The sequence below is a fragment of the Paenibacillus sp. VTT E-133291 genome, from assembly GCF_002264395.1.
Classification (GTDB): Bacteria; Bacillota; Bacilli; order Paenibacillales; family Paenibacillaceae; genus Paenibacillus_AQ; species Paenibacillus_AQ nitricinens.
The window spans coordinates 53,004-65,393 of record NZ_NFVA01000036.1; the positions used below are offsets into that span (position 1 = coordinate 53,004).

The window sequence follows — 12,390 nt, forward strand, 5'->3', positions numbered from 1 at the left end:
CCCGTAAACATAAATGAAACTTAGGTTTTGCCTGCTATGCAGTAGCAATCCTGATATCCGATTAATTTATTACTTACAAATTAACATGTCCCATTAGCCATGTCAACGATAACCATAATTTGCATAATAAAAAGTCCTGATCATCAAGAGGATCTTGACGATCAGGACTTTCGCTATTACAACAGGCTCTGCCCGTTAGATTCAATCACTTCTTTGTACCAATGGAAGGACTTCTTGCGGAATCTTTCCAGCGTACCTGAACCATCATCATGACGGTCCACATAAATGAAGCCATAACGTTTCTTCAGCTCGGCGCTTGTTGCACTGACCAAGTCGATGCAGCCCCAGCTTGTATACCCCATAACTTCCACGCCGTCGGCAATCGCTTCCGCCACCTGTACCAGATGATCTCGTAAATAATTGATCCGGTAGTCGTCGTTTATCACCTTTTCACCGCTTCCATCTACAACGAGCTGATCCACGGCACCCAGACCATTTTCCACAACAAAGAGTGGCTTCTGGTATCGGTCATAGAACATATTCATCACATAACGTAAGCCCTGCGGATCGATTTGCCATCCCCAATCACTCGCTTCCAGATACGGATTTGGCACCCCGCCTAACAGGTTCCCTTCCCCTCTGATCTGTTTCTCTGGATCAGCCGTTTCACAAGTGCTCATATAGTAACTGAACGATATGAAATCCACGGTATGCTTGAGAATTTCTTCGTCCCCTGGCTCAAAATGAATGTGAATTCCGTTTTCTTTGAAGTAACGCTTCATGTATCCCGGGTAATATCCTCTAGCATGAACATCTGCAAAGAACATATTTTTATGATCACTTTGCATCGCTCGGATCAAATCATCCGGATGAGGAGTGAGTGGATAAATCGGCATACTTAGCACCATACATCCTATTTTAAAATCAGGATTGATCTCATGGCCGATCTTCACAGCCAAAGCGCTTGCTACGAACTCATGATGAATCGCCTGATACAAATCCTGCTTGCTCAATTGTTCCAATGGCGTGTTGATCCCACCGCTCATAAATGGGAACTCTAGAATGGAATTGATCTCGTTAAAGGTCAGCCAATATTTAACCTTGTCCTTGTAACGATTAAAGATCGTTCGCACATAACGCTCGTAAAAATCTACCATTTTGCGGTTAACCCATCCATCGTATTCTCGTGCCAGATGCAGCGGAGTCTCATAATGGGAAATCGTTACTAACGGCTCGATACCGTATTTATGACACTCGTCGAATAGATCATCATAGAACTGCAGGCCTTTTTCATTTGGCTCCAGCTCGTCCCCTTTCGGGAAAATTCGGGACCAGGCAATAGATGTCCGAAATACTTTAAAGCCCATTTCTGCGAACAGCTTAATATCTTCTTTATAGCGGTGATAGAAGTCGATACCTGTGAGCTTCATGTTATCGTCGGTAGGAACCTCTGTAGGAGCAGATTTAATTCCGTGTGGCATAACATCTTGGGTAGACCAGCCTTTTCCATCTTCCTGGTATGCCCCTTCAAGCTGGTTAGCAGCTACAGCACCGCCCCATAAGAATCCTTCTGGAAATTGTAAGTTCATGTTTCTTCCCGCCTTTGCTATTGTGATAGTATAGGATTACTGCTCTAATCCGAATCCTAACTCTTGGAACGCGTTACATGTCAAGCATTAATCATGCAAAGGAGAGAAGTCGATGTCTACTCTTGACGAAATTGCTAAGCTATCAGGCTTTTCTAAAGCTACGGTATCCCGAGTTCTGAACGATTCCCCACATGTCAGCAAGGAGACAAGAGAGAAAATTCTCGCCATCATGAAGGAGACGGACTATGTTCCCAATCGGAATGCTATTTCTTTATCGAAAGGCCAAACTCAGCAAATCGGCATGATTACCTTAGACCTGAATGAGCTTATTCTGTGCTTTATGAACAGCTTCGTCGAAATTTCCGGCCATTACGGGTATCAGACGATTATTTATACCACTGGCGGAGATAAGCAAAAAGAGCTTCAAGCGTTCGAAGATCTTAAACAAAAAAGAGTCGACGCCCTGCTTATTTTGACCGCTGTTAACGATAAACATGTCATAACTTCCTACTGCAAATACGGACCGATCGTGTCATGGCAGCGCATGGACCATCCTGAAATCCCTTCCGTTGCCATGAACCAATATGATGGATATGCACTTGCTCTGGAGCATTTGATAGAACGGGGGTATAAACGTATCGCCAATGCTTTTGGCCGTCCTAGCAGCATTAATACTCAGAGCCGAAGATTAGCCTACGAACAAATCATGTCCAAATATAATCTTCCCGTCCTCGAGAAATGGTATTACACCACTATTTATGGAATTCAAGACGGCGAGCAATTAGTGAAGACATTCATGGGACAACCAGAACCGCCGGATGCCATTCTATGCGCCAATGATTTGGTGGCGGTAGGTGTTCTCAGCGAAGCTCGCAGGCAGAAGCTAGATGTGCCAAGGGACCTCGCCATCGTTGGTTTTGACAATTCAAAGCTGTCGCAGACGCTCGGAATAACCACTATTCAGAATCCGATTGCGGGACAGGCAGAGAATGCTTTTCTTTTGCTGGCTCCTGCATTGCTTGGACTGGACATGGAGCTGCAGCCACTGTCGTTTCAACTGATTGAACGGGAGACAACCTAACTAAGTCTGCCCATTCTCAGAATGCAATGAAATCTTAAGCTAAGAATTGGAGTGAAACCATGATTAAGATCCTTGTTGTGGAAGACGATAAGCATGTCAGAAAGCTGATGAACGCTGTCCTGAAACGGGAAGGTTATGAAGTGTTAACAGCCGAGAATGGCATTCAGGCACTGGAAGTTCTTGAAGTCCAGCACATTGATCTGATTATCCTCGATATCATGATGCCTGGAATGGATGGTTACGAATTCGCCGAAGAGCTAAGGAATGCCAACAACATGATCCCGATCCTCATGGCAACGGCCAAACAGCTTCCAGAAGATAAGAAAAAAGGATTCCGTCTCGGAACTGATGATTATATGACCAAGCCTGTAGATATAGAGGAAATGCTATTGAGAATTCAAGCCCTTCTGCGCCGCTCGCAGATTGTAAGCGCCCGTAAGCTTGTTGTTGGTAAAGTCATACTTGATTTCGATGCGTTAACCGTAACTCGAGAGAATGAAAAACAGACACTTCCTCAGAAGGAGTTCCATCTCCTCTATAAGCTTCTATCCTATCCAGAGCGCATTTTCACTCGAATCCAGTTGATGGACGAAATCTGGGGGATGGACAGCGAAACTACAGACACTACGGTTAATGTGCATATCAACCGCTTGCGGAAACGGTTTGAGAACTATCCGGAGTTCGAACTTGTGTCCGTCCGCGGTCTCGGATACAAGGCGGTGAGAACATGATTAAAAAGCTAAGCAACAAAATCAGCCTGCCGATCTACTTCTCGCTTGCTGTATTTATTATTTTCCTTATTACAGTGCTAATCACCGGAATCCTAACCTATCTGTCCTTAGTCTTCGGCCTGCTGGATGAACGGATTCTCCAGGACAAAAAAATCCTAACCTTGATTATATTGATTGCCTGCACCATTATCGGTACCGTCACATCGGTAATTACCAGTCGCAGGATGCTGAAATCAATCCGCACATTTATTGATGCGATCGACCAGTTGGCCGGAGGGGACTTCTCTATGCGGCTGGAGCTCAAGCACCCTCCAGAATTCAAAATTCTCTCCGAGAATATTAACCGGATGGCTGAGGAACTAGGTGGTATTGAAATTCTGCGTACAGACTTTGTAAACAATTTCTCCCATGAATTCCGTACTCCGATTGTGTCGATTAAAGGGTTCGCTGAAATCCTGAAGGATGATGAGCTGAGCAAGGATGAACGAAATGAATACCTAGATATTGTTATCGAGGAATCTACCCGTTTGGCCGCTCTGGCCTCCAATGTCCTGAACCTCTCCAAAGTAGAGGCACAGGCGATATTAAGCGACCGGCAGCCCTTCAATGTTGGAGAACAAATTCGCCAATGCGTCCTGCTGCAGCATACTAACCTTACGAAAAAACATATTTCCTTTAAAGCCAACGTGCAGGACTATATGGTACCCGGAAATAAAGAGATGCTGAACCAGGTCTGGCTGAATTTATTGGACAATGCGATTAAATTTACTCCAGAGCACGGCGAAATCGAAGTGACCATGAGGCGGTTGAAAGATCAGGTCGAAATTACATTCCGTGATAATGGAGTAGGCATCAGTTCAAGTGCACTTCCAAAAGTCTTTGACAAGTTCTATCAGCAAGATACCTCTCACTCTTCTGCCGGCAATGGCCTGGGCCTTACGATAGTCCGAAAAATTATTGAACTGCACGGCGGAACCGTCACCTGCGACAGTGTTCCGCTGCAGGGAACAACCTTTACGATGCTACTCCCTGCCTCATCTAAGCCTTGATAGAACCGTTGGGTTCTTTCAGGGCTTTTCATTTTTTTCAGCAAAAGTTAACTTTCAGTTTATTATTCTCCTTTACAATCAGAGCATCATTAATACAAAGGAGTCATTCTTATGTTGAAATTACTCAAGAATCTGGAACCCAAAGAATGGTTCTTATTCGGAATCAGCCTTATGTTCATCATCGCTCAAGTCTGGCTGGATTTAGAACTGCCTGACTACATGAGTGATATTACCCGGCTGATCCAGACACCAGGAAGCGAAATGAATGAAATTCTTGTCGCAGGAGGCTGGATGCTACTCTGTGCTCTTGGCAGTCTGGCGACCTCGGTTGTTGTAGCGGGCATTGCTGCGAGAATAGCGGCCGACTTGTCTGCAAGACTGCGTTCCAATTTGTTCGATAAGGTGCAGTCCTTCTCCATGGAGGAGATCAGCAACTTCTCAACAGCCAGTCTAATTACCCGATCCACGAATGACATCACGCAAGTACAAATGCTGATTGTGATCGGCTTACAGCTACTCGTGAAAGCACCAATCCTCGCAGTGTGGGCGATACTCAAGATTTCGGGTAAAAGCTGGGAGTGGACTCTTACGACAGGTGCTGCGGTCGCATTGCTAGTAGTTATTGTCGCAGTCTGTATCGTGCTCGTCCTGCCTAAATTTAAAAAGCTGCAGCTGCTTACAGATAATCTGAATCGTGTATCCAGAGAGAATCTTAACGGTCTTCGTGTCATCCGGGCGTATAATGCCGAGGAATATCAAGAACAGAAGTTCGCTGTAGCCAACAACGAGCTTACCAGCACCAACCTATTTGCCAACAATGTAATGACCCTATTGATGCCAAGTATTACTTTGATTATGAGTGGACTCAGTCTCTCCATCTATTGGGTGGGTGCAGTGCTCATTCAAGCAGCCGAGGGTACCGCCAAGATGGGCTTGTTCTCAGATATGATCGTATTCTCATCTTATGCCATGCAAGTGGTTATGGCCTTTATGATGCTGATTATGATCTTTATTCTACTGCCCCGTGCTCAAGTATCGGCTAAACGTATCAATGAAGTGCTAGAAACAGTACCTAGCTTGAAGAATGGATCAGTAACTCAATTCCCTGTGAAGCGAGAAGATGAAATTGAATTCAAGGGGGTTAGCTTCAAATATCCAGATGCAGAGGAATATGTGTTGGAGAACATCAGCTTCACGGCGAAGCAGGGGGAGACGGTTGCTTTTATCGGATCTACAGGCTGCGGGAAAAGTACACTTGTTAACCTCATTCCCCGTTTCTATGATGCTACAGAAGGCGAAGTGCTGGTAAATGGTATCAATGTCAGAGAATACGACCAGCAAGCGCTGCGGAATAAAATGGGCTATGTCTCTCAGAAGGCTGTTCTATTTGGCGGAACAGTGTCCTCCAATATTGCATTTGGTGAGAACGGATCCGGTCAGGTCCTCAGTTCAGATATTGTAGATGCAGTGTACACTTCCCAATCCTCTGAATTTGTAGAAAAGCTAGAGGGGAACTATGATGCCCATATCGCCCAAGGCGGAACGAATCTGTCTGGCGGGCAAAAACAGCGGCTGTCGATTGCCAGAGCGATTGCCCGGCGTCCAGAAATATTAATCTTTGATGATTCTTTCTCCGCGCTTGACTATAAGACTGACCGCAAACTGCGCAGTGAACTTAAGAAAGACGCGAATGATTCAACGATGCTGATCGTTGCACAGCGTATTGGTACAATTAAAGATGCCGACAAGATCATTGTGCTGGAAGCCGGACGAATCGCAGGTATGGGAACCCATGACGAACTAATGCAGTCCTGCGACATCTATCAGGAAATTGCTTATTCTCAGCTTACGAAGGAGGAGCTTGCATAATGAAAACCAAAAATAAAGGCCAGAATACATGGATCAAGCTGCTCCGCTACTGCCGTAAATATGTCCCGGTTATTGTGATTGCGCTAATCTGCGCGGCAGTTGGAACGGTGCTCACGTTATTCGGTCCGGACAAACTCTCCGAGATCACCGACAAAATTACAGCTGGTCTTGCCGGCAGCATCGATATGGACGGCATTACTACCATTGGCATTACCCTCGTCGTAATTTACGGCGTCGGTGCGTTGTTGTCACTCTCGCAAGGCTTGATCATGTCGATTATCACCCAGAAGGTCTCGAAGAAATTAAGAACTGATCTGGCTCATAAAATGAACAAACTTCCAATCTCCTACTATAATAAATCGGCCACAGGTGATATTTTATCCCGGGTAACGAATGATGTAGATACCATCGGGCAATCGATGAATCAGAGTATTGGTAATGTCGTGACCGCCATAGCCATGTTCGTCGGCTCGATCGTCATGATGCTGAAGACCAATGTAATTATGACCCTTACCGCTATCGTGGCAACGATCATCGGCTTTGGCCTTATGGTGGTCATTATGAAGAAATCACAGAAATATTTTGCTAGCCAGCAGGAGTATTTAGGTAAAATCAACGGTCATGTCGAAGAAGTGTACACAGGACATAATGTAGTTAAAGCGTATAATGGCGAAGCGCAGATGCGCACTACCTTCCAGGAATTAAATCAGGGACTGAAGAACAGCGCCTTCAAAGCGCAATTCCTCTCTGGGCTGATGCCACCCCTGATGGGCTTTATTGGTAATCTAGGATTCGTTGCCGTCTGTATCGTTGGTGGTGTACTCGCCATGAACGGCACGATTTCTTTTGGGGTTATCGTCGCCTTCATTATGTATGTACGTTACTTTACCCAGCCGTTGTCCCAGATTGCCCAGGCCGCGCAAAGTCTGCAAGCTGCATCTGCAGCTGGCGGACGCGTGTTCGAATTTCTGGAGGCTGAGGAAATGGAAGACGAGAGCCATAAAGAGAACACAATGCCAACTGCTAAAGGTAAAGTAAAATTTGATCAAGTACAATTTGCGTATGAGACTTCAGAAAAACTGATTATCAATAACTTCTCGACAAATGTAAAACCTGGGCAGAAAGTGGCTATCGTTGGTCCTACCGGCGCAGGCAAAACTACGCTGGTCAATCTGCTCATCCGGTTCAACGAATTGACGGGCGGAGAAATCTACATCGATGATACGCCGATCAGCAGCGTGACCAGAGAAAATATTCATGATCTGTTCTGTATGGTCCTGCAGGATACTTGGCTGTTTGAAGGTACCATCAAAGAGAACCTGATTTACAATCAGCAGAACATAACGGACGAGAAGCTTATAGAGGCTTGCAAGTCCGTTGGCCTGCACCGCTTCATTAAATCCTTAAGTGACGGATACAACACCGTGCTGAACGATAAGGTTAATCTGTCCGCCGGACAAAAGCAGCAGCTGACTATCGCTCGCGCGATGCTGAAAGATGCTCCCATGCTCATTCTTGATGAAGCTACAAGCTCAGTGGATACCCGTACAGAGTTGCTGATTCAACAGGCGATGGATAAGCTTATGGAAGGCAGAACCTCTTTCGTTATCGCACACCGGCTCTCAACGATCAAGAACGCTGATGTGATTCTGGTCCTGAAGGACGGCGATATCCTGGAAAGCGGCAGCCACGCGGAATTGCTGGCTCGAAAAGGATTCTATGCAGAGCTTTACAATAGCCAATTTGAGCAGGCTTCTTAAAACGACAAAAAAACTGCAACTCAATCATGAGCTTGCAGTTTTTTATCGTCCGTTCCTGTATTAGAAACAGCTTAAACCTCTCGCTGTCTCATTCCCTCAAACAGCAAAATCGTCGCCGCCATCGCCGCATTCAGCGATTCCGCCCGCCCCGCCATCGGAATGATGATACTCTTGTCCACGAGACGCGCCGTTTCCGGCGAAATCCCCTTACCCTCGCTGCCAATCAGCAGCCACTGGCTGCCGTGAAAATCGTGCTCATAGCATGATTCTTCACCCTGCAGCGAAGTGCTCACCAGCAGTGTCCCATTTTCCCGGGCCTGTGGCAAAATCTCACTTAAATCTCCCTCCACCACCGGGAGATGGAACATTGAGCCCATCGTTGAACGGATGGTCTTCGGATTATAAAGGTCGGCACAGCCTTGGCCGAGGATCACTCCGTCTGCTCCCGCAGCATCCGCGCTGCGGATGATGGTGCCGACATTACCGGGGTCCTGGACGCCGTCCAGGACAACCACCAGACTATCCTTCTTCGCTAGGATAGCCTCTACCGCCTGCTGTTCCTTCCGCACAATGGCGAACACCGGCTGCGGTGTATTAGTGCTGCTGCATTTCGAGATGATCGCCGCTGATACGCCAATCACATCCATGCCCTGAACGGACTGAAGAAGCCCTTTGAGTTCAGCGGGCATTCCCTTGTCTAAGTCATAAGCAAGGCATTCCACATCTGCTTCAGCCAGCAGCGCTTCCTGTACAAGATGAACGCCTTCTACGATATATTTACGAGCTTTGTCCCGGTGCTTTTTCTCTTGCAGCCCGGCCCACTCTTTAACCCGCGTATTTTGCGGAGACATGATTTCCATAAAGTCTTCCTTTCTTATGCCTTGCCATTTATTCTTGCTCTTATATCTTTGTTCTTTATCTTTATCTTTATCTTTGTTCTTCTTCTCTTTTACTCCCCTATAAGCCTGATGAATACGTTATGGAGAGGAAATTTGGAACTGTAGGAGCGTAAGCGCTCGCCCGAAAGCTTTACGTAGTAAAGCTCCCTTCGAAAGCATAAGCAGTCTCCGGATTTTATCGGCAGCAGGCGGTTCAAATCAAAAAAATCTGGAGACAACAGCGTCCGGAAGTCCAAACTTTCCTCGCAATAACGCTTATCATCAGAATCGCCTCACCTACTGATACGCGATCTCCAGCTTCGTCAGGTTATCTTTATGCCCAACGATTACAAGGATATCCCCATCGATCAATCGATCCTCTGCGCGAGGGGAGATGTTCATCTCTTCACCTTGGCGAATAGCCATTACGTTACAGCCATATTTTGCACGGATATCGAGCTCTTGTAGATTTTTCCCGAGCATCGATCCGGATACCTTCATGTCCAAAATACTATAATCAGGCGACAGCTCGATATAATCTAATATATTAGGCGAAGCCAAATGATGCGCAACCCGCATTCCCATATCCCGTTCAGGATAAATCACCTTGTCTGCACCAATTTTGCCTAATACTTTGCCGTGCAGCTCACTTTTTGCTTTTGCGATAATTGCTGGTACACCAAGGTCCTTCAGGATTAAAGTGGTAAGAATGCTTGCTTGGATGTCCTCTCCAATAGCCACAACCACCACATCAAAATTGCGAATACCAAGTGCGCGTAGCGCTTCTTCATCCGTTGAATCTGCAGATACAGCGTGTGTAACTATATTTGAAATCTCCTGTGTCCGCTGCTCGTCCGCATCAATCGCAAGTACGTCAAACCCCATACCGCTGAGTGCTCTCGCAACACTGGATCCGAAACGCCCCATGCCAATGATGGCATATTGTTTTTTGGCCATGTCTTATGTACCTCCTGTAGCATTTCTATATCTCAAACAGTATATCATAAGCCAAGAAGAAACGTCATGGTCGTGCTTTATGGATGACAATCGTTTATCGCAAAAATATAAGAATGATGTATAGTGTCAACTTATACTACTTATATTTGAACAAAAACTTGAATTTCCAGCAGCTATACAGGGTACATTAAAACGACGTGAATATCACTATATTTCAAAAGGAGGTACGTTATGCCGGTTACTATTGACTTACGCCAGGCGATTATTCATAAAGTGCATGGTCAATCTGAAGAAGATTTGCGGCATATGATTGAAGGCTCGGTAGACGGACCGGAAGCAGCACTCCCGGGACTTGGCGCCGTGTTTGAAATGATATGGAAGGACTTAGACACCGCTAAGCAAGATAATTTGGTGTCTATGCTGCATGATCACCTGGAGACGATTACTCCCGGGAATATCACGTCATAACTAGCCGCAACTAGTCAAAAACCTCCGCTTTCACATTGTGCAATGGCACGCTGAAGGCGGAGGTTTTTATTAACAATCAGGAAGTTGTAGCTTCCTTACTATAGCAATGCTTTTGGAGCCATCTCTAGGAACTTAGCTGTCGGGTTCTTATCCATCGCTGTCCGCATAGCATATTCGTTCTCGAATAAGACAACAAAATTCCCCTTCTTATCTGTAACGAGCGTAGAGTTAATACGGAATTTACTCGCATCCGGTTTAGCATCATCTACGATCCAACGTGCAAACTGGTATGGCATACGCTGCAACAGAACATCGACACCATATTCACCCTTCATGCGGTACTCGAACACCTCAAACTGCAGCTGTCCCACTACGCCGAGCAGAATATCATCGAAGTTAACCGTGCGGAATACTTGAATCATACCCTCTTCAGTCAGCTGATCGACACCCTTTTGGAACTGCTTCGATTTCAAAGCATTTTTAATACTCACTTTAGCAAAAATCTCTGGTGAGAATGTTGGCAGCTCATCGAATTCCAATTCTCCTGCCTGGCTCAGTGTATCTCCAATTCTAAAAATACCTGGGTCAAACAACCCGATAATATCTCCCGGATAAGCTTCCTCTACGATATCACGGTCTTGGGCCAAAAATTGTTGCGGCTGGGCGAGCTTAATGTCCTTACCCGCACGTACATGCTTCACGCTCATCCCCCGTTCGAACTTACCGGATACAATACGCAGGAAGGCAATCCGGTCACGGTGAGCCGGGTTCATATTGGCTTGGATTTTGAACACATAACCTGTGAATTTCTCATTCATAGGTTCTATTAAACCTGTAGTACTTCGGCGTGGTTCAGGCTTCGGTGCCAGATCCAAGAAATTATCGAGGAAAGTCTGTACTCCGAAATTGTTAATCGCACTACCGAAGAACACAGGTGTAAGTTCACCACTTAGTACTTTTTCATAGTCAAAAGCATCGCCTGCTACATCCAGCAGCTCCAGATCCTGACACAATTGATCATGCAGATATTCTCCCGCCATTTCACGAATGATTGGATCACGATATCCGTCAACCTTTTGCACCTTGATTACGGAGTGATCGTCACCTTGGAACAGCTCCACCTGATTCTTCATCCGGTCATATACGCCGCACAATTCACGTCCACTGCCGATCGGCCAGTTCATAGGCACAGAGCGAATGCCCAGTACCTGCTCCAGCTCTTCCATCAAATCAAACGGACTGCGTCCTTCACGGTCCAGCTTATTGATAAAAGTAAAGATCGGAATCCCACGTTTAGCACATACCTGAAACAGCTTGGTTGTTTGGGTTTCCACCCCTTTTGCCACGTCGATAAGCATGACCGCACTATCCGCTGCTGTTAGTGTACGGTAGGTGTCCTCACTAAAGTCTTGGTGACCCGGTGTATCCAAAATATTCACGCGGTGATTCAAATAATCAAACTGCATCACAGAGGAAGTAACAGAAATCCCCCGTTGCTTTTCAATTTCCATCCAGTCACTCGTTGCATGCTTGTTCGCCTTACGGGCCTTAACCGTTCCCGCCAGACGGATAGCGCCACCGAATAACAGTAGTTTTTCCGTTAAAGTTGTTTTACCCGCATCCGGGTGGGAAATGATCGCAAAGGTTCTGCGTCTGTCCACTTCCTTTTGCAGCTTCTGATCTATTGCTTTGTTCATTACACATATCCCTTCATATATAAAATTCCTGCTTCTGCTTCAATTACACTGGGGTTATCTTCAAATCGGTGCTCTGCTCATTGTTCATACCCCTTCATTTCTGAATGAATAGCTATCTTAGGTCTAGCTCCAGTCCGCTTCAAGTGAAAGCATCCTCTAAAGTATATCAAAATCCGGCAGATATTATCTACTAAAAAGCTTTTGCAGCAAAATATCTCCCAAATCAAGTCTATATCCTGTTCACCAGTTCCCATAGCTCAACAAGAAAAACGCCTGACGGGGTCCTTGGAGGTAGAGTTACAAGCTGAGTA

10 protein-coding genes are annotated in these 12,390 nt (G+C 45.9%); 6 read left to right on the plus strand and 4 right to left on the minus strand.

The features are described from left to right. Nucleotides 1–176: 176 nt before the first annotated feature. A complete protein-coding gene (locus tag CA598_RS15710; RefSeq protein ID WP_094877117.1) occupies nt 177–1,589 on the minus strand; it encodes a glycoside hydrolase family 1 protein in 1,413 nt (470 codons plus the stop codon). Between the two features lie 112 nt (nt 1,590–1,701). Here CA598_RS15710 and CA598_RS15715 point away from each other — a divergent pair, with 112 nt between their 5' ends. From CA598_RS15715 to CA598_RS15735, 5 genes are all read left to right on the plus strand, one after another. Further along, a complete protein-coding gene (locus tag CA598_RS15715; protein ID WP_094877118.1) occupies nt 1,702–2,670 on the plus strand; it encodes a LacI family DNA-binding transcriptional regulator in 969 nt (322 codons plus the stop codon). 59 nt (nt 2,671–2,729) lie between these two features. Continuing rightward, complete coding sequence (locus CA598_RS15720) at nt 2,730–3,401, plus strand: response regulator transcription factor (RefSeq protein WP_094877119.1); 672 nt, start codon at nt 2,730–2,732, stop codon at nt 3,399–3,401. Further along, nucleotides 3,398–4,450 (plus strand): HAMP domain-containing sensor histidine kinase, encoded by a 1,053-nt coding sequence (locus tag CA598_RS15725; protein ID WP_218832604.1) that lies wholly within the window; start codon nt 3,398–3,400, stop codon nt 4,448–4,450. Before CA598_RS15720 ends, CA598_RS15725 begins: the two co-directional genes overlap by 4 nt. 111 nt (nt 4,451–4,561) lie before the next feature. After that, nucleotides 4,562–6,319, plus strand: coding sequence for an ABC transporter ATP-binding protein (locus CA598_RS15730; RefSeq protein WP_094871844.1), 1,758 nt, complete (start codon nt 4,562–4,564; stop codon nt 6,317–6,319). After that, nucleotides 6,319–8,079: an ABC transporter ATP-binding protein gene (locus tag CA598_RS15735; protein WP_094877120.1), complete on the plus strand. Its 1,761-nt coding sequence runs from the start codon at nt 6,319–6,321 to the stop codon at nt 8,077–8,079. Before CA598_RS15730 ends, CA598_RS15735 begins: the two co-directional genes overlap by 1 nt. Nucleotides 8,080–8,150: 71 nt before the next feature. Here the strand turns inward: CA598_RS15735 and CA598_RS15740 are convergent, their stop codons facing one another. Both CA598_RS15740 and CA598_RS15745 read right to left on the minus strand, forming a co-directional pair. Continuing rightward, the gene (locus tag CA598_RS15740) at nt 8,151–8,939 is read right to left on the minus strand and encodes a TrmH family RNA methyltransferase (RefSeq protein ID WP_094877121.1); all 789 of its coding nucleotides are present in this window, start codon (nt 8,937–8,939) and stop codon (nt 8,151–8,153) included. Nucleotides 8,940–9,254: 315 nt separating this feature from the next. Further along, nucleotides 9,255–9,914 (minus strand): potassium channel family protein, encoded by a 660-nt coding sequence (locus CA598_RS15745; RefSeq protein WP_076285312.1) that lies wholly within the window; start codon nt 9,912–9,914, stop codon nt 9,255–9,257. A 231-nt stretch (nt 9,915–10,145) separates the two neighbouring features. Here CA598_RS15745 and CA598_RS15750 point away from each other — a divergent pair, with 231 nt between their 5' ends. Then, complete coding sequence (locus CA598_RS15750; RefSeq protein WP_042130985.1) at nt 10,146–10,382, plus strand: small acid-soluble spore protein SspI; 237 nt, start codon at nt 10,146–10,148, stop codon at nt 10,380–10,382. 98 nt (nt 10,383–10,480) lie between these two features. Here the strand turns inward: CA598_RS15750 and CA598_RS15755 are convergent, their stop codons facing one another. Beyond that, nucleotides 10,481–12,079: a peptide chain release factor 3 gene (locus tag CA598_RS15755; protein ID WP_094877122.1), complete on the minus strand. Its 1,599-nt coding sequence runs from the start codon at nt 12,077–12,079 to the stop codon at nt 10,481–10,483. Nucleotides 12,080–12,390: the final 311 nt, after the last annotated feature.

Coding starts and splice junctions, on each gene's coding strand:
- CA598_RS15710 (WP_094877117.1), bottom strand. CDS start 1,589: ATGAACTTACAATTTCCAGAAGGATTCTTATGGGGCGGTGCTGTAGCT.
- CA598_RS15715 (WP_094877118.1), top strand. CDS start 1,702: ATGTCTACTCTTGACGAAATTGCTAAGCTATCAGGCTTTTCTAAAGCT.
- CA598_RS15720 (WP_094877119.1), top strand. CDS start 2,730: ATGATTAAGATCCTTGTTGTGGAAGACGATAAGCATGTCAGAAAGCTG.
- CA598_RS15725 (WP_218832604.1), top strand. CDS start 3,398: ATGATTAAAAAGCTAAGCAACAAAATCAGCCTGCCGATCTACTTCTCG.
- CA598_RS15730 (WP_094871844.1), top strand. CDS start 4,562: ATGTTGAAATTACTCAAGAATCTGGAACCCAAAGAATGGTTCTTATTC.
- CA598_RS15735 (WP_094877120.1), top strand. CDS start 6,319: ATGAAAACCAAAAATAAAGGCCAGAATACATGGATCAAGCTGCTCCGC.
- CA598_RS15740 (WP_094877121.1), bottom strand. CDS start 8,939: ATGGAAATCATGTCTCCGCAAAATACGCGGGTTAAAGAGTGGGCCGGG.
- CA598_RS15745 (WP_076285312.1), bottom strand. CDS start 9,914: ATGGCCAAAAAACAATATGCCATCATTGGCATGGGGCGTTTCGGATCC.
- CA598_RS15750 (WP_042130985.1), top strand. CDS start 10,146: ATGCCGGTTACTATTGACTTACGCCAGGCGATTATTCATAAAGTGCAT.
- CA598_RS15755 (WP_094877122.1), bottom strand. CDS start 12,079: ATGAACAAAGCAATAGATCAGAAGCTGCAAAAGGAAGTGGACAGACGC.